The following is a 20,471-nucleotide window of genomic DNA, read 5'->3' as shown; positions in this document are numbered from 1 at the left end:
GTTTAGTAGACAATTTGACGATTATGGTCTTGAATATTAACATCAGATATCATCATGTAAAAAAACTAGCTGATACAGTCGCTTATAGTTCGAGTATTATGTGAAATCAAGTAGGCATAATTTATGAGTGTGAGAGTGAGTCAGTCACAAATGTTTATAGTTACGTCGCAATTGAGGAGCAAAGGCGATGAGTGAGAGTATGGCGTTTATTGGTGGTGTCGCCGTAGCTGGGCTGGCGGCTCTCGTATTGCTCAAAGGAACAAATACCCCCCTACAACCTAACTTTGCTGTTGCTTCCCAAATGCCAGGGACTGTAGTAGCACCGGGAATGCAGCCACAAATGTATCCTTACGGTCCTTATGGGCAACCAATGTATCCCACTCAGGTTCAGCCGTCAGTTGCTCCCAATACTGACCAGCGCCTAGAGGTGGAGAAGCTAAACACGCAGATGCAGTTGGAGCGTTTAAAAAACGACAATGAACAGCTGAAGGTGCAAAATCAACAACTCCAAGGCCAAGTTCAAAATTTTAATACTCAACAGCAGTGGCAATTAGCCCAGCAAAATAACCAACCAAAAGCAGCAGCATTCCAGCCGCAAAATTCTTGGTGGTCTTCACCCATGCTTTGGGCTGTGGGAGGCGCAACTCTCACTATTGGTGGTGGTGTTGTCGTCGCTGGGGTATTGGCTTTATTCTCACCACGGCAGCGCCCAGCCCGTACTGTACAAGTGATTCACCCCTACCAAGGAAATACACCGCCCTTGCTTCCAGTCCGTCGCGCTGAGTTTCTGCCGGCTTCGCGGATGGAAGCAAGACGAGTTGAAGCCCCAGAATACGACGAAATGCACTAATAGAGAAAATAAAATCATAAATGGACACAGATGCACACAGATAATTCATCTGTGTGCATCTGTAGTTTAAAATCATCAACAATGCGTAGACAAATCACCATTGCTCACTCAATATTGTCTATCACAAGTATTTTTGCCTTTCCTTCAACTTACCGCAGTCTGCGATCGCCCTTCGGGAACTGCAAACTGCGGTGAAATGTATAGTTAGGAAGGAATTGCAGATGTATCATGATGTTGTACTCTTTGCAAAACTTTTACTGGAGGTACGAGTAGAACTTCCCAGATGGATGATGTGTGAGGTGCAGCTTGACTTAACCAGTAGGAGTTTGCAAGATATGAAAAAACTAGCACTGTTTGATGGGATAGCATACTCATATCTGCTCTGAAGTAATGTTCTGCTTCTACTTGCCAGATGATTCCTTGTCCTTGGCAAAAGTGCGTCTGGAAATGAGAAGCTCTAGAGAGTTTTACCAAATTTATAAACTTTGACCCTAACGATGCAGAAGCGTATAGAAGTAGAGGTGCAGCCTATTCTAACTTAAAAGACTATGAAAGTGCTTTAAAGGACTTAGATAGGGCGGTTAAATTTAATCCCAATGATGCAATAGCTTTTTATAATCTGCGGATTAACTTATCTGGGATTGGGAGAAGAGCAAAAAGCGATTGAAGATTTTAACCGAGCTATTGAGTTGAAACCAGATTCAGATTATGCTAGAGCATTTTATAATCTAGGTTTAAGCCATTTTAAGTTAAATAATTATCGAAAAGCTCTAGAGAATTTTACCAAATTTATAAACTTCGGTAACAATGATGAAAATGCTTATTCCAAAAGAGCATTAGTAAATTTTTCTTTAAATAATTATCAAGAAGCAATTGAAGATTATAGCCATGCCATTGAACTCAATCCTCATAATGCTGATAGTTACAAAATGCGAGGAATTTCTTATCTTCAGCAATCGATGAAACCTGCAATGATAGACTTACATAAAGCCGCAATAATTCATCAAGAGCAAGGAGATATGGATGATTACGAATCAGTACAAGAAATTATCAATTTTATAAATTTAATAAATAAAACTTAAGGGGTAAAGGTAGTATTACTGTAACCTTGATAGTGGAACTTAGTTGCACACAATAATATTGAGTAACTAGGGCTTGCTGAATAACGATAAAATCCTTATATTTCAAACTTTTCAGGCTATTACCGTCGAAAAAAGTGCAAGAGAATAGGTGTATGAGGCTTAAAAGCCTTGCATTTCCAATTTCTAGTACCACAAGAAATTGGCAAAAATAGGGATAAAACTGTTCCTTGTTCCCTATTCCCTATTCCCTGCCCTCACCAAAGGACTTTTTCAGCAAGCCCTAACTAGTTGCCAGTGCAAAGAGATGTCAGGATAAGCGTAGTTTGACGACATCACACGCTCGGGGGCGCTTAAGCAGCAACTCAACTACACATAGAAACTTGTATATAAGTAATCATGTAGAGGTGTAATTTAAGGTGAGATCGTTGTGGGATTAACGGCAGTAATTTTTGAGTAACGGGCAAAATCACTAATATTAAACGTAAGGATATGGGTCAGTCCATGTACTAGCATTGCTGCAACCAATCGTGTATCATGCACCTTGACCCCCGACACCCTATAATCGACAACTAAACGCCGCCATTGTGTATGAACTGCTGCACTATCAGGCAAAAAATTGAAGTACCGCTCTATCACTTGCGCCCTCTGGTCTGTCTCCTCAATTGATAAGCCAAAACCGCTCCGCGCGGTTGTAGGTCGCGTACATACGTTCCAAAATTCTCCCAAAATTTGTGATGTGTAACAGATTTCTTCTCCCTTTTGCAGTAAAGAGTAGATGGCATCACGAACCAAAATATGATTTGGATCTGAAGGAGAAATGAACCGTAATAGAATGTTTGTATCTGCCATGAAAAGCATCAGTCATGATTCCCATAAATGCTTTCACGAGTAAAGGATTCTGGCGGTAAAACTGGTATTTGTTCCGCTCCTTGAGCTAATGATTCCATGTCCGCTTTCCATTGTTGTGAGTCAAAAGTACGCTTTGTACGAAACTCTGTAAATGTATGTTTATGCCCGTGTGATGTGCCAAAGATATCCCTTTCAATCAAATCACGGATATACGCTGCTCTGTCGCCTCCAAAGTGCCTCACTCGCTCATCAATCAGCCTTAGTAGAGGTTTGCTTATTCCAGTAACCTCAATTTTGTTATTGTCCATGTTGTTTCTCATTTCCATAGTTATAGAACTTACGCATTGACAAATGAGGTAAAAAATGCATTAAGAAAATTAGTAACCAGTAAACACTCGTAACTGTTAAAAGCCGCCTTTTGGAGTTTCTGTAGTATTAGGATTCTCTGTAGTGGCAGGTTGCTTAGGATCGGGAAGTTTCTGTTGGGTATTTTTCTGATTACCTTGATTTTCGAGTTTAGTTAGTGCCTGTTTTGCCAGATTTTCGGCTGCTTGTTTAAATAATGGTTCGATTCTGTTTCGCCAATATTGAGTATTCGGCAACTTTTCTGGATGGTTTCTATAATCTAAAACTTTATCCCATTTCCCATCATCCAGGGCTTTGTTGATCTCATTAGATATCGCCTCCGCTTTCGCCCAATCTAGCTGCCACTGGGCAATTATTTTACCCGTCTGTTGGATACTGGAAGCAGCATTTGCCGGAACCGATCTTAAAAGTGCGATCGCACCAATTATATCTCCTGATTCATATTTCTGTCTAGCTTGTTCTATAATATTGGCATTGTTATCTGTAGGCTGCGATCGCTCTGATTTTCCAGCATCGTCAGTTGACCCCTTCGGCTTGTCTGGTAATGCAGTTGTTAGATTCCTCAATTTTGGTTGTGGCTTGGGAGTTGGTCGAGTCGCAATCAAGGTATCATCATCTACTGTCTTAGTTGCAATTCCCTTTTCGCGCAGGCAAGAACCCCATTCTTGATTATTGGTGATCACATCCGAATATGCCCAAGCCAAACGACCAGATTTAAGTTTAACTTCTATCCAACCTCGTTTTGTCCGCTTGCCTGTTACCTCGAAATTGGTATTATCAGTAACAGTTTGCAAAATATTATCAGAATTAATCGAACTAGGTTCAGAACGAATATTAGAATTTCCGACGACAACAGCCGAACATTTGTTTACTAAGGCGGTATCCTTACCTGTAAGATTAGCAGCTAAATTTTTTACATTTGGATAGACATTTGCTGCCAAGGCAGCCGCACCACCTGCCAATAATATGCCAATTAATATCGGCCATGGGTCGGATTTACTAGAGTCTTTAGGGGCAGGTTTGATAGGGTTCGCTGGTGCAACTGCAACCGTTTGCAGCCGAGATACTTGAGGCTGGGATTTGGCGGATTCTTGAGGTGTGGAAAGTGCAGGTACTGGATTAATCGCATCTTTACACGCTTGCAGTGCTTCCGTGGCGTTTTGGTAGCGGTCTTTGAAGTGATAATGTACCATCTTGGATAACACTGCCGCCAGTCGATGGTTTACGGTTGCTGAATGCCGCCAGATGATTTCCCCCGTTGCCGGGTCTTCTTGCAATTCTGTTGCTTGTAATCCTGTTAATGCTTGAATGGCGATGATGCCGAGAGAATAGATATCACTGTTAGGACGAGGTTTACCTTGCCCTTGTTCTGTGGGCATATAGCCAGGAGTGCCAATAACTACTGTAGCAGAGGGTTGTCCGCCCACTGTTACCAACTGTGTACGCAGTTGCTTCACTGCTCCAAAGTCTACTAAAACTAACTTATGATCTGAGGCGCGACGAATGATATTATCCGGTTTGATGTCGCGGTGAATCACACCTTGACGATGGACAAATTCGAGAATTTCCAGAACTTCCTGCAATAGTTGAATTACTTGGCTTTCACTCCAGCGCTTACCAGGTATAAGTTCCTCAGCTAGGGTATGTCCTTCAATATATTCTTGTACTAAATAAAATTCTTGGTTTTCGTCAAAGTATGCTAGCAGTCTGGGTATTTGGTCATGGTTGCCCAGTTTTTCTAAGGTTTCGGCTTCGCTGTTAAATAGGCGTTTAGCAGTATCAAAAACTCTGGGGTCAGTTCCGGGTTTAAGGTGCTTGACAACGCAAATAGGATTGCCGGGACGCCTAGTATCTTGGGCAATATAGGTTTGACCAAATCCTCCCATTGCGAGGACTCGAATTACTTGGTAACGATGGTCTAGTAGCTTGCCGATCATATTCCCTCACCAGAGTTATTACCTAATTTTCTAGCTGGTAATAAATATCTCCAAATTTTCTTCAATGAAATCCGCTATCTTGAGAAAAGATTTAGATTAAAAACACAGCTTTTTAATAAACACAGACTGTTTATTTTTCTTTTAGTGTCCCTGTTTAGTACCAATGCCACCTAAAATAACAAACTCAGTTGCATGGCAGCAGGCTGAAATCCTCATGCAACCTGCTTTCATTCGCGTTATCGACAATCTTCGCAAGTTGCTTGATGAATCTTCCTGGACGGGAACTTACCACGATGTCCTGATTTGGCCGGCTAGCACCACTGATGAAATCAAAGCATTGGTGACTGAACTGTTGCAAGCAATGGAAACTGCAACGCCCCAAGAAGCAGATGAAATCAGAGAAACTCTGGCTCGTCTGCCGATGCCCCATCCAGGATATCATCTACGTTTGGAGCGTCAACAGCAACAAGCGAGTATCGATTTGTGGGAACTGTGTTATCAGGTGTGTTTTATTGAATACAGCCCACAGGAGGAAGCTGCTGATATTGATACTAGTTTAATTGATGAATTGGGTGAAGTCGATTGGTTGCTTTTGGATGCTAAGGCAAAGGAGTTGGTTGAACAGGCGTTTGCTAAATTGCCAGAAGGGTAACAAATAAAATGCCCTCAGAATAGAATTCTGGGGCTATACAAACGAAACCCACCTGCGTGGGTTAATGAAGTCAGGCGATGCCTACGGCGGGCTGCGCCTACGCTTTTTCTTCAAGCAGCAAAATCTTCACTCATGCGGCTGTAGTCAATTGAGTTGGTAGGTTCTGACTGTGTTTTCAATTTGGCGATAAATTCTTCCATCCCTGGTATTTCTAATTGATGGAATGTGATTTGATTGTCTGGATTCTTAGCCGAAATATCTCTAATAGCTTGTAGAGTCATCTTGGTTGTTTCTAAGACAGTTTTCTTTTGGACAAGAAATTGCTCCATTCCTGGTATTTCTAATTGAACAAATCTAGAATTATTTTTCATTGCTTCACTCAAACGCTGCTCTGTATATCATGCTCATTACGCAGATACGCAAAGCAATGGACACCCATAAAGCAAAAGTGAATACGCGCAATACGCAAAGTACGCAGATTAAGGGAAATGCGGTATTCTGAAAAGTATGAATAGTCCGCAGTTTAACGAAGCTCTAGAAATGCTAAAGAAAGCACCTCGTAAGGTAGAGGTGTTGAAGTTGTTGCTGGCTGGACACACTAATGATCAGATTGCTCAATTGAGGGGTCGTGCAGAAGGAACTGTACGCAAGCAAATCTCAAATGTATATAAGGATTTTGGTATTAAAAGCGAATTTCCAGGCGATCGCGCTTTAAGAGACAAGTTAAAGGATCTATTTCTCAAGTACAAACCTGAGTGGGTAAGTAATTGCTCTCCTGCTATTACTAATGAAGCTAGCAAACAATTGGAAAAGATAAACTATGACGGTGTGACTTCTTTAGTTTCGTCAGGTGACGAAATTTTTGAAGAACCTGGGGAAGAATTGATATTTTTGGCTATCAATATACTTGACGAGATTGGTTTTGAGCAAAAGTTTAAGATGAGCCAGGCATCGCAATGTATAGGGTATAGACTTAAAAATCCTGGAAAAAGAGATAAACGATATCAAATATTTTTCTACCAAAGTATATGCGGTTTAAGTGTTTCTATTAATAAACTGATTTTAGATCCATATTTGCTAAATTTACACTACTGGGTATATATTCTGGAATCTGGAGTTTTCTCGGATAAGATAGCAGGGAGATTTTTAGTATTACCAGGTAAAGAAAATTTATTTTTAGATTCACTTAATCATAAATACTGGAACATCTTAGAAATTGAAAGAAAAACAGTCGGTGATTTTTATCTTAATAGTCAAGAGAATCCAGAGTTTTATGATCCTAATACAAACGAATTAACTACAATATGTTTGGATGGATTTCGGGAATACGATTTGAGTGACGGTGAAAGTTATCTGTGTATTTCGGAAGATAAACAATTCGATTATACATGGGAAACTTTTATATATTCGAGAGAGGTATTACAAGAATTTATTATATACTTTGGAAAAAGTTTACTAGATAGAAACTGGTACGACATATCTGATGATATTGATATACCTTTTTAAGGAAGTCAATAAATATAAACTTGATAGTTTATCTACAACACAGTAGGGAAAGACGAATTATTTCTGGCCTCTAGCTACTCGCACTGAAAGAAAGCTATATGAACAAGCCTGAAGAAAAACTAGAATTACACTTAAGACCCCGTGCGACAGAGACAGTATCAATAAAGATACCAACAGATACATTGCGATCGCTCGAAAAAGTAGCAGCTAATCGAGACATGACACTTGATGCATTACTCAAGTTTTACATTGGGCAGAGTTTGCGGCAAGATATAGCCTTAGAAAGGGCTATTAAAGAAGGTGAAAATACTGAAACTGTCAGCCGCGAAGCTATTTTCAAAATTTTGGACAGTAAAGGATAAATAGAGAGTTCATAAAAAGCTTTGAAGCGATCGCCTCGCCCTTTTCACTTCTATGTCGCCCTTACAAAACCTCAAACTCTTCTACACTTATCCCAGCTTGTCGTAAAATACTGGCCAGCGTACCAATAGTAATTTCTCGATAATGAGGCGCGATCGCAGTACGGGTTCCTTCATCGGTATATTTGGCAAACTTTACGTGACTACCCTTTTGGCTAACTTCCCTAAAGCCTGCTGCCTCTAATCTACGCTTCACTTCACGATAAGGTAATGGTTTAAGCGGCACCTATTTCTACCTGAAGTGTCTTAATTTGAGGAATAATAGTAGCTACTGGCGGTTCAAAATGCAGTGACAAAGCTTCTTCAAGATTAGCCAATGCCTCAGTTTCAGTCTGACCCTGGCTAGCAATATCAATCTCCAAGCATTGTGCCACAAACCAGTTACCTTCCTGCCATACGCTTGCAGTAAAAGTTCGTTTCATAAGTTTTTATTGTTCGGCACTTTCTTTTGATTTGATTATACGCTACAAGAAAACCGGAGATGCATTGAAGCTGGAAACGCTTATTTGCTAAGATTTTCAGTGCGACAACATTGAAACAGGGCAACTTCTCATCACCATGCCAACATCTATAATTGACGATAAAGACGCAGCAGCTATCCAAGCCGCAAAAGAAGCAGTTGCTATATGCGATCGCACCGCCTGGGGACGCATCAAAGTGTCTGGCGACGATCGCCTCAATTTCTTGCACAACCAAAGTACTAACAATTTTCAAATACTCAAGCCGGGACAAGGCTGTGATACGGTTTTTGTCACCTCCACAGCCAGAACAATTGATTTAGCAACCGCCTACGTTAGAGAAGATGCGGTAATCCTGCTAGTTTCGCCCAACCGCCGCCAATATCTCATGGAATGGCTGGATAAATATATTTTCTATGCCGACAAGGTGGAATTATCTGATATCACAAAATACACCAACACCTTCAGCCTGATTGGCCCAGGAAGCGACGCCGTTTTAGAAAAGTTAGGTATTGGTGAACTCATCGGCCAACCTTACGGTAGTCACAAAGTATACACTATCGCTCCCGCCGAAGGAGTGCGGATTGCTGTGGGTAGTGGGTTAGCGGCTCCCGGATACACCTTAACTTTTCCCTATACTGATAAATCTTCGGTGTGGAACAAATTGTTAGAAGCTGGGGCGGTAGAGATGAGCGATCGCGCTTGGGATACCTTGCGAATCTTACAAGGCCGCCCCGCCCCAGATTCCGAACTCACAGATGATTACAATCCTCTGGAAGTTGGTTTGTGGCAAACAATTTCTTTTAATAAAGGTTGTTATATTGGGCAAGAAACCATTGCTCGGTTGAATACATACAAAGGTGTAAAACAACACCTATTTGGTGTGCGCCTCAGTGCGCCTGCGGAAATTGGAAGTGCGATCGCAGTTGGAGATGAAAAGGTCGGCAAACTTACCAGTTACACCCAAACTGCTGATGGTTACTTTGGACTAGGTTACATTCGCACCAAAGCTGGTGGCGTAGGCTTGAAAGTCCAAGTAGGAGAAACTGAGGGGGAAGTAGTAGAAATTCCGTTTGTTTCTCACGAATACCCGTAGATCGTAATACTTCGGCTGCGCTCAGTACAAGTTCGTAATTCGTAATTAAGAAAGAGTAGAGACGCGAAATTATACTTGGTACAGCTTTGCTTTAGCGTTTCCTAATCACATGAGGTATATCTTAGCCCCCTCATCGCTTGCGGGGAGGGGGTTGGGGGTGGGGTTCTTGTGCCTCACTCAACCGAGAACTGCTATAACGCGTCTCTAGTGGTAATCGTTTTTTGGCGCTCCATCTATTGTTATCGCTGTTCAAATAAAAATATCTTCCTCTCGATCCGATTTAGTACCTTGACAAAATTCATCTACCCAAGAAGCTAGACTACGGGCATTAGTGGTTGGTAAATTTACTTTGCTTTTAACGTGTTCTAGTTGGATATTCGGATGTTTGCCGTTGTTCTTAACTTCGGTAGTAATTGCTAGCGATCGCACTGGTTTGCCGTTGCTGTTAATCTCGGTGGTAATTGCCAACGATGCACCTAAAGGGAGTCGCCCAGATAGCGATCGCACTGTTTTGTCGTTGCTCTTAACCTCGGTAGCTAATGCCACAGATGGCATAGTTTTGGCTTTGCTGTTAACCTCAGCGATCGTTGTCAGCGATCCTCCTAAAGGGAGGCGTTCAAGGAGCAATGTCTGACGAGAAGCTGCAAACGAGCTACCTACTGGTTTATCTTCGCTTAATAAACCGGAGGGTAGCTTGGCTGAGTGTGAAGTTTTTACGGGAGTATCTGGAGCAATTTTAGTGCCAAATACACCAAACAACTGAGGTCTGTGTGTGTGAGCTACCTCAGTAGTAGCTGTAGATAATGGCACTGATTGGTCGGCGCGTGGTAACTTTGAGTGTAAAGTCTTGGCAAGAGAATGAGGCGCAATTTTGCTGGCAGTTACAACCAATGACATATCTTTAGAATGCTTCTGATCTGGCGACTCGCTTTCAACTTGGCTTGTAGCCATAGAATGTTCTGATTTTATTAAGCCTAATTCTTCATCAGGATTGAAGTTAAGACCTAAAGCGGCGACTATTTTATCTGGATCGTTATTCAGATCCAGCATAAAAGAAAGTATTTCATCAAACTGGGGTTCCAAAACAGACAGTGTTGCCAAAATAAAACCGGATAAAGGACGCCGCAGACCATCGTAAGTGCCCCAAATTCGGATTTTGACCAGCCAGGGAATATTTTGCTCGTAGTAAATCAGCCACTTTTGTTTTAAGGATTGACGCAGCTGCTGGATATTCATTGGATGCCTCGCTTTAGTCAACAAGATTGCAGACATTGATATTGTTAATTAGTTTGATTTCTGGGAATGAAACCTTGTCATTTGTCATTTGTCATTTGTCATTTGTCATTTGTCATTTGTTGCTTGTAAGTACTAACCAATGACTAAGTACAGCATTTCATAAATCCGTGACGAATTGAGCGACCGACTAGCAAGGCTTTGCAAGATTTAATAACGTTATGAAATTGCGAAATGCTGTACTATAGAATTTTTCATGTATTTGAACCACATCTATCGTAGGGTAACAGCACTCCTGTGCCCTTACCGCGTGGTCTATTTACCTGAAAATAGCTGTAAGTAGAGCTTTGCCTAAGTTGGTAGTGAATATAGTCAAACAAACCCTGCGCCCCTCTACGTTTAAATTTAAACCCTGAATTGGCCACGAATTTACGAAATTGTGTACTAAGGGACTTCCAAATAAAAAAATACTCAACTACTTCTTGTGGGGTGGGCAACATGAGCGCCTTTCTATATGGGCGCTCATGTTGCCCACCCCACAAGATTGGGTAATTTATTTGTTGGAAGTCCCCAATGACTAATGACTAATGACTAATGACTAATGACTAATGACTAATGACTAATCTATTGAAAGTCCTTTTGAGGCTAGCCATTCCGGGTTGAATATCCGCGACTGATACCGGGAACCACTATCACATAAGATGGTGACAATAGTATGTCCTGGTCCCAACTGCTTCGCTAGGGCAACAGCTGCGCCAACATTGATACCCGTTGAACCGCCCATTAACAGCCCATCTTTCCTCAGCAATTGATAAACTACCCGTAAAGCTTCTTTGTCATCGATTTGGATAGCATCATCAGCAGGTGCGCCTTCCATATTGGCTGTAACACGACCGTTACCGATGCCTTCGGTGATGGAACTGCCTTCTATTGTGATTTCGCCAGTTTTGACATAGCTATAAAGTCCACTACCTAGCGGATCGGCAACAACGCATTTAATCGCCGAATTTTGTTCTTTCAAGTACAACGCCACACCAGCAAAAGTACCACCAGTACCAGTTGCAGCTGTCCAGGCATCTATTTTACCATCAGTCTGCGTCCAAATTTCCGGCCCTGTGGTTTCGTAGTGGGCGCGGCGGTTGGCTAAGTTATCAAACTGATTCGCCCAAATCGCATTTTCTAACTCAGCAGCGACTCTGCCAGATAGCTTAACGTAGTTGTTCGGGTCTTTGTAGGCTACAGCAGGGACGGGACGGACTTCTGCTCCCAGCGCTGTTAGTGCGTCTATCTTTTCTTGTGACTGAGTATCGGGAATGATAATTAGGCATTTGTAGCCTTTGGCGTTGCAAATATGTGCTAGTCCAATGCCAGTATTACCAGCAGTTCCTTCTACAACGGTGCCACCAGGTTTGAGTAGACCTTTCTCTTCGGCGTCTTCGATGATGTAAAGTGCGGCGCGGTCTTTGACGGAACCGCCAGGATTGAGGAATTCTGCTTTACCAAGGATTTCACACCCTGTTTCTTCACTAAAGCTGTTTAGGCGAATTAGGGGTGTGTTGCCAACAGTGCCGACGAAGCCATTTTTAATATCCATTTTGACTGTACCTGTGTGAGTATCTATAAAAATTTTGGCTTATAGACTGCCTACTCCAATACGCTTGGGCTAAAAAAAATTGCTTTGTTGGGTTTCGTTACTCAAACGCGACTTGCTTCTCCCAAGGGGAGACGCGCAAGGGACAAGTCGGGAAACCCGACGCCAGGTGCAACAAGAGTGGCTCGCCGACGGCAGTTGCTTCAAGTCGGGAAACCGCAAGGGCGCACTGCCTCCCCAACCTACGCAGTTTCAGGTTTTTGGCGCTAACCCAAGCGTATTGTACCTGCTCCCACCTAAGGGACTGACAAGAAATAAATTATCCATCTTGTGGGGTGGGCAGGAAAGCCCGCCCTGAATATAGGACGGGTGAGGACACCCATCCCACAAGAAAATTTGGGATGTTTTTTTATTTGTCAGTCCCTAATACGGCGGATAAGCAAAATCATCTTCATCAGCATAAACGTAAGAGTTGGAAACTCCTGCCATTGCCAATTTAGGCGTTTCAGCTTTTACAGGTTCCTTCCCAAAATCTTTGTATTCTTCAAAAGTCTTGCAAATCATTGCAGACTCAAGAGAATCCGAAGCAATTAAATATTCTGTTAAAGTCCCCACTGTCGGATGTTTGTAGTCTACAGTTGAAGCTACCAGAACTGTATTTGGTTCAATACCTCTTTCTTCAGACTCAATTATGGGGCAAAAAATCCCGTGAGCATGAAATAAAGGGCCTTTTGGTGTCAAAGGTTGCTTGCGGTAAACAGCATAAGCTTTTTCTAGTTCAGCGACGAATCCACTAACTACTTTGCCTTGTTGATATTCGCAATAGGTTTTGCTGAAACTCGCTCCGGCAGCACCGTTAAGAGTTAGTTGTAGTGGTGATTCATGTAAAAACTTTTTATTCTCTCCCACTATAAAAATTAGATAGCGAGTAAAGGTTTTAAATTTAAGTTTGTCTGCTAAAAAAGCATCATAATTCTCTTTGAGCGTACCCAGTTTTAAACCACTTTCCCGGTCTTTGACAGACAATGGCCCCCGACGCACTATAACCAAGTGTGGAATACTGCTAATAAAGACCGTTTCGACTCCAGAGCTAAATTCATGCTCCACTTGCTGCCAATTCTCATCTGGCACAAAGCCGACAGCATTGGCATTATCTAGCTTAATCGCCAAACCGTGGGATTGCATACCATCTGTGCCATACCGAGGATTAATCATCTGACACCAGGGGATGACTTGAGAAGGCGGTGCATTGAATTTATCGTCTTCAAAGTCGAAATTAGCAGATGCTTTCATCGTTTTAGGCTATCAAAGTGTTTTGTTGAACAAGTTTATCGGCAGAAGGGCAAATGTGCCGTTAAACTGGCGTAGTACTTTTTCCAGATTAAATCAGAATCAATCTATGTTGCAATCCCTGCTTCCTTTTTTGACATACTCCCCGGCGTTCACGCACGGGGATTCTAATTCATGGTTCGCAGAAATCCGCTTGCTATATCAGGAGAGACGCTTTTTCCTCGCGTCTGTACCATCAATACTAGAGACGATTTTCTCCCCATGCTTTCCCGCTTGCGAGGCAGATTCTCAATGCCCTTGGGTACTATTGTTTTGCCATTCCATGCCCAATTCCTTCATGCCTTTCTTTAAGATGTTAATCGCCGCATTGGTATTGCGGCATATTTCCACCTTGCAGTTAGAACATGAATGAGTCCTGGGAAGAAGTGACTTTTTCACTCGATGACCGCAATTAAAGCCATCTTGACTTGTGTAAACGGGCGACACTGCGATCGCTACCTTGTCCCAGACTTTCCCCTAGTAGTCCAACCATTGAGTAAACTGATACCAGGTAGCGTCGGAAATTGACTTAGCCAAGTGATGATTCTTAACCTTTAACAAACTTTTTACTCAACCGCTTCTGATCTCTATTGAGTCTGCGTTCTGACTTTCTCAAGAATTGGGGATAAATTACAGCATTATCATTTTGGTCTTTGGTGAAATATTTTAACCCCAGATCCAACCCAACAACATTGCCTGTATATACCCCCTCTTCCTTGCGTTCGGCATCAAAGCAGAATTGGGCATAGTAGCCATCTGCTTTCCTTACCACTCGCACACGGTTAATTTTGAGTCTGTGAAGGTCTTCCCGCGTTTCGTTATTGCAGAATAAAGACAAAGATCCAACTTGAAATCCATCTGTAAAATTAATGCTCATGCAATCTCCAGATAGTTTCCACCCTGATACCTTGTACTCTACAGAGCGACAATGCTTTTTAAACTTGGGATAACCTTTGTTTTTCTCCTGTTTTTTGCAACGCTTATAGAAACTTGAGATAGTAGCCCAACCTCTTTCGGCACTGGCTTGCCTTGCTGCGGAGTTTAACTTGAAAGCGAAGTCGAATTCGGCTGCTAAGTCTTTGCACAGTTTGTATAAGTCAGCTTTACCAACTCCTTGATTATCCATCCAATAACAAACTGCTTTATTTCTAATAAACTGGGCAGTGCAAATGGCATCATCAAGAGCTTCGTATTGTTCCTTACTTCCGTTTAGTAGCTTGGCTTCTCTCACTATCATCTCTATATTTTATCATAGAATATTGCAGATAAAAGAATAGAATACAATATAAAGCCGTGCTAGAAGCACGGGGCTTTAGACCCAAATTTTCGGTAACATAGCTCCTCACACAAGTAGCAATGACTTCAACCCTGCGGAAATTTCCTCGTCTTAACACGCCAACCCTGCATCACTTGCCCAATGGTTTGACAATCATCGCTGAACAGATGCCAGTTGAAGCTGTAAACCTCAACGTATGGATCAAAGTTGGTTCAGCCGTAGAATCTGATGCCATTAACGGCATGGCTCACTTTTTAGAACACATGATTTTTAAGGGAACAGAACGACTGGCTAGCGGCGAATTTGAACGTCGAATTGAAGAGCGGGGTGCTGTTACCAATGCCGCGACTAGCCAAGACTATACACATTACTATATAACCACTGCGCCCAAAGATTTTGCCGAGCTTGCTCCACTACAAATAGATGTAGTATCTAATGCTAGTATTCCTGATGATGCTTTTGAACGTGAACGATTAGTAGTTTTAGAAGAAATTAGGCGTTCAGAGGATAATCCCCAGCGCCGGACATTTCGACGGGCGATGGAGACAGCCTTTGATGAGTTACCTTATCGCCGTGCGGTATTGGGGCCAGAATCAGTGATTGCCGAACTTAAACCCCAGCAGATGCGGGATTTTCATACTAATTGGTATCAACCCCAGTCAATTACTGCTGTAGCTGTGGGCAATTTGCCTGTAGAAGAATTAATTGCAACCGTTGCTGAAGGATTTACAAAACTCAGTACAGACGCGATTAATCGCGTCTCTGCCCACTCCCATTCGGCTACGCTCACGGCAAGCCCACTCCCCACTGAATCACCATTTACAGAAATTGTCCGTCGAGAATTTAGAGATGAAAGTCTCCAGCAAGCAAGGCTAGTGATGGTTTGGCGAGTTCCAGGAATGACGCAGTTAGATCGCACCTATGGACTGGATGTTTTAGCAGGAATTTTGGGACATGGACAGACATCAAGACTGGTGAGGGATTTACGAGAAGAACGGGGATTAGTTTCTTCAATTTCTGTGAGCAACATGAGCAATCAGTTGCAAGGGACATTTTATATTTCAGCTAAATGTGCAGTGGAAAATTTAGCACAAGTAGAGGATGCGATCGCACAACACATTCGCCAAGTTCAAACCGAGTTGGTAACAGAATCAGAAATTGCCCGTGTGGGGCGGCGAGTAGCGAACAGATTTATTTTTGGTAATGAAACACCAAGCGATCGCGCTAATTTGTATGGCTATTATCAGTCTTTAGTGGGAGATTTAGAACCCGCCTTTAACTACCCAGCAATCATTCAGAGCCAAGATGCAACTGACTTGATGCAAGCTGCCAAAGAGTATCTTTCCCCAGATGCTTACGGTGTAGTTGTCGTCAAGCCGTAAATTAAAAATGGGGAGTGGGGAGTGGGGAGTGGGGAGTGGGGAGTGAGGAGTGGGCATTGGGCATTGGGTATTGAGCATTGGGCATTGGGCATTGATTATTCTCCTTGTCTCCCTCATCTCCCTCATCTCCCTCATCCCCCTCATCTCCCTCATCCCCCTCATCCCCCTCATCTCCCTCATCCCCTACTCCCCACTCCCTACTCCCCACTCCCCAATTATTTAATCATGTGGACTCAAATCGACACCCATATTAGCCAGGTAACGGGCGAAAAATTTCAGAGTCAGCAACGGCGATCGGTTAGTGGCGGGTGCATCAACCAAGGTTATGCTGTTTCCAATGCTCAGATCACCTACTTTGTCAAGATTAACCAAGCATCCCAAATTGCGATGTTTGAGGCTGAGGCATTGGGTTTAAAGGAAATGCTAGCAACAGCTAGTATTCGCGTCCCAAAACCTCTAAGTTGGGGTGTAGCTGAGAATTCTAGCTACATCGTGCTGGAATGGTTAGAACTTGGTAGCGGTAACAGTAATTCGTGGGAAGAGATGGGGCGCAAATTGGCGGCGATGCATAAAGCTAGCAGTAGCGAAGGTTTTGGTTGGAAAATTAACAATACTATTGGTTCAACGCCCCAAATCAATACTTGGACAGCAAACTGGGCAGAATTTTATATTAAACATCGCCTGGGTTATCAATTTCAGTTGGCAAGGCGACGCGGAGGAAATTTCCCCCAGCAAGAAAAATTACTCGCAGCTATCCCGGAACTCTTGGCAAATCATCAGGTGCAACCTTCCTTAGTACATGGTGATTTATGGGGTGGAAATGCTGGGTGTACTGCGTCAGGAGAACCCGTAATTTTTGATCCAGCAACTTATTTTGGCGATCGCGAAGTCGATATTGCCATGACACAATTGTTTGGTGGGTTCCCCGCAGCGTTTTACAAAGGTTACAACGAAATCTTCCCTTTAGATCCAGGCTATGAGCAGAGAAAAACCCTCTATAACCTCTATCACATTTTGAATCACTTCAATTTATTTGGCGGTGGTTATAGTTCCCAGGCAAACCGAATGATTGGCCAGATTCTACACTAAATACAGCATTGGCGAATTCTCCGCGTCCCTTTGCGCTTCCCTCCGCGCGACGGCAGTCGCTACAACGGGGGGAACCCCCGCAACGCGCTGCCTCCCCTTTGCGTTAAAACTTAAACCCTCAATTCGCCACAATTTGATTCACCATCACCGCCAATGCCAGCACACCCAAAATCGTCATTAACCCCGCAGGCATAAACTTACGTGTTTTAGCCAGTCTAAATACAAAGAATACTACTAAAACACTAGTAACTAACACTGCTAAAATCGAACCCCAGGTTTGCCCTTGAAGTTGAAAGTAAGCCGCAAGCATTAGTAATAAACCGCTAATGCTACCACTTAAGAGTGAAACCCTACTTCTAGCCTGAATGTAGCCAATAATGCCACCAACAACCGCTAATATGCCGTAGGCAAAAGCAGCAACTATACCTAAATTCATTGTTAAAACCGATGTAGATTTTGACTTTACTGCCATGTCAGCAGACAATTTACCATAGCTATTTAGCTATACCACACAGTTGATTGATGGATAATCAAGCGATGCCAATGGCAAATACTTCCTCATATACAAAGGTTCAATATCTCCAGCGCCAAGCAGCCTCACTTTTACTGTACCAATCTGTTCTGCAAGGCGAAGCGGGGACGGCATTTTTGGAACTGTTGCAAGCTATACGTTACACTGATGCCGATGCACGGGGTTGTCTCCAAGCTTACGGCAGTTACTTTCACGCTTTGGCTGCTAGAAATCAAAACTGGGAAGACTATTTAATTACTCAACTTCTCTTCTCTGAGAATCCTTTTACAAGGGTAGCCCAAGTGCGAGAATTTGAAGATTTGCCCCCAGCTTTAGTAACAGCAGTTCAGCATGATTTACAAATATTGCAAAGTCTCTATGAATGTAGCAGCGCTTCTTTGAGCGAGTGGATACAAGGCATAGCTCAGATGCCGATTTCACCAGTAGTATGGTATAAAGAGCAAGAATTGGTAGGAGTAGAGACAAAGTTCGCTACATATCTACAAGAGTTAGATAATTGGGGTGATGCTGTAGAAGAGTTAGCAGCTTATTATCGGCAATATGGCTCTGGTTTATTTGCAGAATATCGCGCTTTACGCTGGCAAGCTGGACAGTTTATTGGTATTCGGTATTCTGACCCGATTAAGCTGAGTGCGCTTGTCGGTTATGAGTCTCAAAAAGATGCTTTGCTAAAAAATACAGAGTTTTTATTATCAGGAGAAATGGCACTCCATGTATTACTTTATGGTAGTCGCGGTTCTGGCAAATCTTCTTTAGTAAAATCTTTGTTGAATGAATTTAGCGATGCCTCCGGCGAGGGCAAAGCCCAACGCAGTCTCCGCCTGTTGGAAGTAGCAAAATCTGATTTAAAAGACTTACCAGAAATTGTGGAACATTTACGGGGTGTGTCACAAAAATTTATCATCTTTGTCGATGATCTTTCCTTTGAAGAAGATGATGATGCTTTTAAAGCCCTCAAGGTAGTTTTAGAAGGTAATTTAACCGCGCGGCCTCAAAACGTAGTTGTGTATGCTACTTCCAATCGCCGTCACTTGATTCGGGAGTTTTTTGTGGATAGACCTGCCCCCAAGGATAACGAAGAAATCCATGCTTGGGATACGATGCAGGAGAAGCTTTCGTTTAGCGATCGCTTTGGTTTAACCTTGACCTTTGAACCAGCCAATCAGAAAACTTATTTAAAGATTGTACAGCATCTAGCCGCCCAAGCTGAAATTAATATTACCCAAGAAGATTTGGAATTTCAAGCATTACAGTGGGCAACTCGCCATAATGGTCGTTCTGGACGCACAGCACGGCAGTTTATTGATTTCTTAAAAGCAGATTTAACACTTTCTCATGCAAATAAAAACACATCAAATACCGAGCATTAAGTATTTTACTATGTGCATTTTAATTACGAATTACGAATTACGAATTACGAATTACGATGAGAGCTACTGATTCTGATAATTTAACTCCGGTAAAAAGCAGCAATATGCAATCAGTAATGATCAGCAATCGATTGATATTAGGAATAGTTGCCTTTAGTGTGAGTTTTGGTCTTAGCCTTGTCCCAAACTGGGATTTTAATAAAGCCTTTCTCACAGGTATAATTACTGCCGTTACTATCTACGCCGCAGCATTATTCGTAGATAAGCGACGCCGAAATTATGAAATGTTTGTTTTAGGTTCTCTCCGCAAGCGAATTAAAGATATGGAGGGATTGAAGGCTCGTGTTGTCAGAGAAATCAATCAAATCGAAGAACATCATAATTTATTATATGCTGAGTCACAACAACTGCAAAATCAAGTAACAGAAAGCCGTAACCAAAGGGATAGTCTACATCGAGAATTAAGAACTTTTGCCGGACAAAAAAAGCAGTTAGAAACCGAAATCAGTAGCTTGCAAACTGAAATTAATAACTTGCAGAAAAACCAAGCAGAATTGAACAATGCTTTTTCTGTTCTCACAGCCGAAAAGCGCCGTCTAGAGTCGAATTGTAATGCATCTCGCAGTGAAATCACCCTATTGCAAAGTCAAATCTCCGAACTCCAGCAGGAGAAACAAGAAATTGAAAGCAATTTAACTCTTTTAGGCAGACTAAAACCCCAATTAGAAGAAAAACTATACGAACTGCGAATTGCAATTCAAGAGCTAGAAGTTGAGACAAACCAAAAAAATCAAATGCTTGTAGCGACAAAAACCGAAAGAGAAAATATCCAAACTATCCTGAATTCTTCACAAATCCAACTAGCAGAAAACAAAGCAGAATTACAGCAGTTACAAGGGCAAATTTCATTATTGCAAGAAGAACGAGACTCATTGCAAAATCAAGTGTGGGAATTACTTCAACAAATAGAAACGTTCAATACAGAGCCTTTGTCTGATAATTCCCAAGAAGATGATATGGAATTGTTTCCTTTTTCTGAAATGATTGAATCTTCAGCAATCATAGATACATCGGAAGTTGACATATCGGAGAATATACCCCACGAGTGGGCTAAGTTTCTAGAAAATCTCCCAGGATATGAGTTGCAAGTATTAAAAGCTATAGTCGAACAAGAGAATCCCAAGGCTGCTATTAAAAAAATTGCCGAAGCAAACATCACTATGCCAAATCTATTAATCGATTCTATAAATGAACGTGCAAATGATATTATTGGTGAATTAATAATTAATACAGATTCCGAAAGTCCAAAAGTTGATCAGGAGCATATAACGTATGTCAAAAAAATAATTGCAATCTATGAAGACCTCATGGCTAGACATGCTTCGTCAAATTAAATTATTATTGCCGTCGTCAGATTAGTAGTAATGTGAATATAGGAATCCTAATTGATTTTT

26 protein-coding genes are annotated in these 20,471 nt (G+C 42.1%); 14 read left to right on the top strand and 12 right to left on the bottom strand.

What is annotated here, in order from left to right:
- The first annotated feature begins 187 nt into the window (after positions 1-187).
- On the top strand, positions 188-850 hold the full coding sequence (locus V7K27_RS33430) for a heterocyst differentiation related protein (protein WP_334953000.1): 663 nt from the start codon (positions 188-190) through the stop codon (positions 848-850).
- A 204-nt stretch (positions 851-1,054) separates the two neighbouring features.
- Here the strand turns inward: V7K27_RS33430 and V7K27_RS33425 are convergent, their stop codons facing one another.
- Entirely contained in the window at positions 1,055-1,324 is a 270-nt protein-coding gene (locus V7K27_RS33425) for a hypothetical protein (RefSeq protein ID WP_334952998.1), read from the bottom strand.
- Positions 1,325-1,328: 4 nt separating this feature from the next.
- Between V7K27_RS33425 and V7K27_RS36650 the strand changes: the two genes are divergently transcribed.
- The gene (locus V7K27_RS36650; RefSeq protein WP_442947670.1) at positions 1,329-1,517 is read left to right on the top strand and encodes a tetratricopeptide repeat protein; all 189 of its coding nucleotides are present in this window, start codon (positions 1,329-1,331) and stop codon (positions 1,515-1,517) included.
- Positions 1,465-1,932 (top strand): tetratricopeptide repeat protein, encoded by a 468-nt coding sequence (locus V7K27_RS33420; protein WP_334953031.1) that lies wholly within the window; start codon positions 1,465-1,467, stop codon positions 1,930-1,932. The genes V7K27_RS36650 and V7K27_RS33420 overlap by 53 nt, the downstream gene beginning before the upstream one ends.
- A gap of 411 nt (positions 1,933-2,343) precedes the next feature.
- Here the strand turns inward: V7K27_RS33420 and V7K27_RS33415 are convergent, their stop codons facing one another.
- The 3 genes from V7K27_RS33415 to V7K27_RS33405 all read right to left on the bottom strand — a co-directional run bounded on the left by V7K27_RS33415 (position 2,344) and on the right by V7K27_RS33405 (position 5,084).
- Positions 2,344-2,781 carry a type II toxin-antitoxin system VapC family toxin gene (locus tag V7K27_RS33415; RefSeq protein ID WP_334952996.1) on the bottom strand — a complete coding sequence of 146 codons (438 nt, stop codon included), beginning with the start codon at positions 2,779-2,781 and terminating at the stop codon, positions 2,344-2,346.
- Positions 2,782-2,789: 8 nt separating this feature from the next.
- Positions 2,790-3,089: a hypothetical protein gene (locus tag V7K27_RS33410; protein WP_334952994.1), complete on the bottom strand. Its 300-nt coding sequence runs from the start codon at positions 3,087-3,089 to the stop codon at positions 2,790-2,792.
- A 96-nt stretch (positions 3,090-3,185) separates the two neighbouring features.
- Positions 3,186-5,084 carry a protein kinase domain-containing protein gene (locus tag V7K27_RS33405; RefSeq protein WP_334952993.1) on the bottom strand — a complete coding sequence of 633 codons (1,899 nt, stop codon included), beginning with the start codon at positions 5,082-5,084 and terminating at the stop codon, positions 3,186-3,188.
- Between the two features lie 163 nt (positions 5,085-5,247).
- On the opposite strand from V7K27_RS33405, the gene V7K27_RS33400 reads away from it, so the two are divergent.
- Positions 5,248-5,736 carry a hypothetical protein gene (locus V7K27_RS33400; protein WP_334952992.1) on the top strand — a complete coding sequence of 163 codons (489 nt, stop codon included), beginning with the start codon at positions 5,248-5,250 and terminating at the stop codon, positions 5,734-5,736.
- A 110-nt stretch (positions 5,737-5,846) separates the two neighbouring features.
- On the opposite strand, the gene V7K27_RS33395 is transcribed toward V7K27_RS33400, so the two are convergent.
- The gene (locus V7K27_RS33395) at positions 5,847-6,107 is read right to left on the bottom strand and encodes a hypothetical protein (RefSeq protein WP_334952991.1); all 261 of its coding nucleotides are present in this window, start codon (positions 6,105-6,107) and stop codon (positions 5,847-5,849) included.
- A 136-nt stretch (positions 6,108-6,243) separates the two neighbouring features.
- Here V7K27_RS33395 and V7K27_RS33390 point away from each other — a divergent pair, with 136 nt between their 5' ends.
- Complete coding sequence (locus tag V7K27_RS33390; RefSeq protein WP_334952989.1) at positions 6,244-7,242, top strand: helix-turn-helix domain-containing protein; 999 nt, start codon at positions 6,244-6,246, stop codon at positions 7,240-7,242.
- Positions 7,243-7,340: 98 nt separating this feature from the next.
- Positions 7,341-7,604, top strand: a complete 264-nt coding sequence (locus V7K27_RS33385; RefSeq protein ID WP_334952987.1) for a hypothetical protein — start codon at positions 7,341-7,343, stop codon at positions 7,602-7,604.
- Positions 7,605-7,665: 61 nt separating this feature from the next.
- On the opposite strand, the gene V7K27_RS33380 is transcribed toward V7K27_RS33385, so the two are convergent.
- Positions 7,666-7,887 (bottom strand): type II toxin-antitoxin system HicA family toxin, encoded by a 222-nt coding sequence (locus V7K27_RS33380; protein ID WP_334952985.1) that lies wholly within the window; start codon positions 7,885-7,887, stop codon positions 7,666-7,668.
- The gene (locus tag V7K27_RS33375) at positions 7,877-8,083 is read right to left on the bottom strand and encodes a type II toxin-antitoxin system HicB family antitoxin (protein ID WP_334952983.1); all 207 of its coding nucleotides are present in this window, start codon (positions 8,081-8,083) and stop codon (positions 7,877-7,879) included. Before V7K27_RS33375 ends, V7K27_RS33380 begins: the two co-directional genes overlap by 11 nt.
- Before the next feature lie 136 nt (positions 8,084-8,219).
- On the opposite strand from V7K27_RS33375, the gene ygfZ reads away from it, so the two are divergent.
- Positions 8,220-9,215, top strand: a complete 996-nt coding sequence (ygfZ, locus tag V7K27_RS33370; protein ID WP_334952981.1) for a CAF17-like 4Fe-4S cluster assembly/insertion protein YgfZ — start codon at positions 8,220-8,222, stop codon at positions 9,213-9,215.
- 249 nt (positions 9,216-9,464) lie between these two features.
- Here ygfZ and V7K27_RS33365 read toward each other — a convergent pair whose 3' ends face one another.
- The 3 genes from V7K27_RS33365 to V7K27_RS33355 all read right to left on the bottom strand — a co-directional run bounded on the left by V7K27_RS33365 (position 9,465) and on the right by V7K27_RS33355 (position 13,332).
- The gene (locus tag V7K27_RS33365; RefSeq protein WP_334952979.1) at positions 9,465-10,451 is read right to left on the bottom strand and encodes a DUF5331 domain-containing protein; all 987 of its coding nucleotides are present in this window, start codon (positions 10,449-10,451) and stop codon (positions 9,465-9,467) included.
- A 616-nt stretch (positions 10,452-11,067) separates the two neighbouring features.
- Positions 11,068-12,042 (bottom strand): cysteine synthase A, encoded by a 975-nt coding sequence (locus V7K27_RS33360; RefSeq protein ID WP_334952977.1) that lies wholly within the window; start codon positions 12,040-12,042, stop codon positions 11,068-11,070.
- A 420-nt stretch (positions 12,043-12,462) separates the two neighbouring features.
- The gene (locus V7K27_RS33355; RefSeq protein ID WP_334952975.1) at positions 12,463-13,332 is read right to left on the bottom strand and encodes a DUF5895 domain-containing protein; all 870 of its coding nucleotides are present in this window, start codon (positions 13,330-13,332) and stop codon (positions 12,463-12,465) included.
- 106 nt (positions 13,333-13,438) lie between these two features.
- Here V7K27_RS33355 and V7K27_RS33350 point away from each other — a divergent pair, with 106 nt between their 5' ends.
- Together V7K27_RS33350 and V7K27_RS33345 are read left to right on the top strand one after the other, a co-directional pair.
- Positions 13,439-13,741 carry a hypothetical protein gene (locus V7K27_RS33350; protein WP_334952974.1) on the top strand — a complete coding sequence of 101 codons (303 nt, stop codon included), beginning with the start codon at positions 13,439-13,441 and terminating at the stop codon, positions 13,739-13,741.
- 29 nt (positions 13,742-13,770) lie between these two features.
- Entirely contained in the window at positions 13,771-13,896 is a 126-nt protein-coding gene (locus tag V7K27_RS33345; RefSeq protein WP_334952972.1) for a hypothetical protein, read from the top strand.
- 19 nt (positions 13,897-13,915) lie between these two features.
- Here the strand turns inward: V7K27_RS33345 and V7K27_RS33340 are convergent, their stop codons facing one another.
- Complete coding sequence (locus tag V7K27_RS33340) at positions 13,916-14,605, bottom strand: RNA-guided endonuclease InsQ/TnpB family protein (protein ID WP_334952971.1); 690 nt, start codon at positions 14,603-14,605, stop codon at positions 13,916-13,918.
- 119 nt (positions 14,606-14,724) lie between these two features.
- Between V7K27_RS33340 and V7K27_RS33335 the strand changes: the two genes are divergently transcribed.
- The 3 genes from V7K27_RS33335 to V7K27_RS33325 all read left to right on the top strand — a co-directional run bounded on the left by V7K27_RS33335 (position 14,725) and on the right by V7K27_RS33325 (position 17,115).
- Positions 14,725-16,026, top strand: a complete 1,302-nt coding sequence (locus tag V7K27_RS33335; RefSeq protein WP_334952970.1) for a M16 family metallopeptidase — start codon at positions 14,725-14,727, stop codon at positions 16,024-16,026.
- Positions 16,027-16,130: 104 nt separating this feature from the next.
- Entirely contained in the window at positions 16,131-16,280 is a 150-nt protein-coding gene (locus tag V7K27_RS33330; RefSeq protein WP_334952969.1) for a hypothetical protein, read from the top strand.
- Entirely contained in the window at positions 16,252-17,115 is an 864-nt protein-coding gene (locus V7K27_RS33325; protein ID WP_334952967.1) for a fructosamine kinase family protein, read from the top strand. Before V7K27_RS33330 ends, V7K27_RS33325 begins: the two co-directional genes overlap by 29 nt.
- Before the next feature lie 118 nt (positions 17,116-17,233).
- On the opposite strand, the gene V7K27_RS33320 is transcribed toward V7K27_RS33325, so the two are convergent.
- Complete coding sequence (locus tag V7K27_RS33320) at positions 17,234-17,551, bottom strand: TMEM14 family protein (RefSeq protein WP_334952966.1); 318 nt, start codon at positions 17,549-17,551, stop codon at positions 17,234-17,236.
- An 86-nt stretch (positions 17,552-17,637) separates the two neighbouring features.
- Between V7K27_RS33320 and V7K27_RS33315 the strand changes: the two genes are divergently transcribed.
- Together V7K27_RS33315 and V7K27_RS33310 are read left to right on the top strand one after the other, a co-directional pair.
- Positions 17,638-19,017: an ATP-binding protein gene (locus V7K27_RS33315; protein WP_334952964.1), complete on the top strand. Its 1,380-nt coding sequence runs from the start codon at positions 17,638-17,640 to the stop codon at positions 19,015-19,017.
- A gap of 56 nt (positions 19,018-19,073) precedes the next feature.
- A complete protein-coding gene (locus tag V7K27_RS33310) occupies positions 19,074-20,411 on the top strand; it encodes a tellurite resistance TerB C-terminal domain-containing protein (protein WP_334952963.1) in 1,338 nt (445 codons plus the stop codon).
- Positions 20,412-20,471 lie beyond the last annotated feature (60 nt).

It is taken from the genome of Nostoc sp. (assembly GCF_036919575.1).
GTDB lineage: Bacteria > Cyanobacteriota > Cyanobacteriia > Cyanobacteriales > Nostocaceae > Nostoc.
Note: the sequence above shows the minus strand (reverse complement) of the source record. Positions and strands in the feature narration are given on the sequence as shown.

What these genes read in the sequence shown, in the direction of transcription:
- V7K27_RS33360 (WP_334952977.1), bottom strand. Translation starts at nt 12,042, where the DNA reads ATGGATATTAAAAATGGCTTCGTCGGCACTGTTGGCAACACACCCCTA.
- V7K27_RS33355 (WP_334952975.1), bottom strand. Translation starts at nt 13,332, where the DNA reads ATGAAAGCATCTGCTAATTTCGACTTTGAAGACGATAAATTCAATGCA.
- V7K27_RS33340 (WP_334952971.1), bottom strand. Translation starts at nt 14,605, where the DNA reads ATGATAGTGAGAGAAGCCAAGCTACTAAACGGAAGTAAGGAACAATAC.
- V7K27_RS33335 (WP_334952970.1), top strand. Translation starts at nt 14,725, where the DNA reads ATGACTTCAACCCTGCGGAAATTTCCTCGTCTTAACACGCCAACCCTG.
- V7K27_RS33320 (WP_334952966.1), bottom strand. Translation starts at nt 17,551, where the DNA reads ATGAATTTAGGTATAGTTGCTGCTTTTGCCTACGGCATATTAGCGGTT.
- V7K27_RS33410 (WP_334952994.1), bottom strand. Translation starts at nt 3,089, where the DNA reads ATGGACAATAACAAAATTGAGGTTACTGGAATAAGCAAACCTCTACTA.
- V7K27_RS33375 (WP_334952983.1), bottom strand. Translation starts at nt 8,083, where the DNA reads ATGAAACGAACTTTTACTGCAAGCGTATGGCAGGAAGGTAACTGGTTT.
- V7K27_RS33430 (WP_334953000.1), top strand. Translation starts at nt 188, where the DNA reads ATGAGTGAGAGTATGGCGTTTATTGGTGGTGTCGCCGTAGCTGGGCTG.
- V7K27_RS33385 (WP_334952987.1), top strand. Translation starts at nt 7,341, where the DNA reads ATGAACAAGCCTGAAGAAAAACTAGAATTACACTTAAGACCCCGTGCG.
- V7K27_RS33310 (WP_334952963.1), top strand. Translation starts at nt 19,074, where the DNA reads ATGAGAGCTACTGATTCTGATAATTTAACTCCGGTAAAAAGCAGCAAT.
- V7K27_RS33315 (WP_334952964.1), top strand. Translation starts at nt 17,638, where the DNA reads ATGGATAATCAAGCGATGCCAATGGCAAATACTTCCTCATATACAAAG.
- ygfZ (WP_334952981.1), top strand. Translation starts at nt 8,220, where the DNA reads ATGCCAACATCTATAATTGACGATAAAGACGCAGCAGCTATCCAAGCC.
- V7K27_RS33345 (WP_334952972.1), top strand. Translation starts at nt 13,771, where the DNA reads ATGACCGCAATTAAAGCCATCTTGACTTGTGTAAACGGGCGACACTGC.
- V7K27_RS33415 (WP_334952996.1), bottom strand. Translation starts at nt 2,781, where the DNA reads ATGGCAGATACAAACATTCTATTACGGTTCATTTCTCCTTCAGATCCA.
- V7K27_RS33390 (WP_334952989.1), top strand. Translation starts at nt 6,244, where the DNA reads ATGAATAGTCCGCAGTTTAACGAAGCTCTAGAAATGCTAAAGAAAGCA.
- V7K27_RS33325 (WP_334952967.1), top strand. Translation starts at nt 16,252, where the DNA reads ATGTGGACTCAAATCGACACCCATATTAGCCAGGTAACGGGCGAAAAA.
- V7K27_RS33395 (WP_334952991.1), bottom strand. Translation starts at nt 6,107, where the DNA reads ATGAAAAATAATTCTAGATTTGTTCAATTAGAAATACCAGGAATGGAG.
- V7K27_RS33400 (WP_334952992.1), top strand. Translation starts at nt 5,248, where the DNA reads ATGCCACCTAAAATAACAAACTCAGTTGCATGGCAGCAGGCTGAAATC.
- V7K27_RS33365 (WP_334952979.1), bottom strand. Translation starts at nt 10,451, where the DNA reads ATGAATATCCAGCAGCTGCGTCAATCCTTAAAACAAAAGTGGCTGATT.
- V7K27_RS33350 (WP_334952974.1), top strand. Translation starts at nt 13,439, where the DNA reads ATGTTGCAATCCCTGCTTCCTTTTTTGACATACTCCCCGGCGTTCACG.
- V7K27_RS33405 (WP_334952993.1), bottom strand. Translation starts at nt 5,084, where the DNA reads ATGATCGGCAAGCTACTAGACCATCGTTACCAAGTAATTCGAGTCCTC.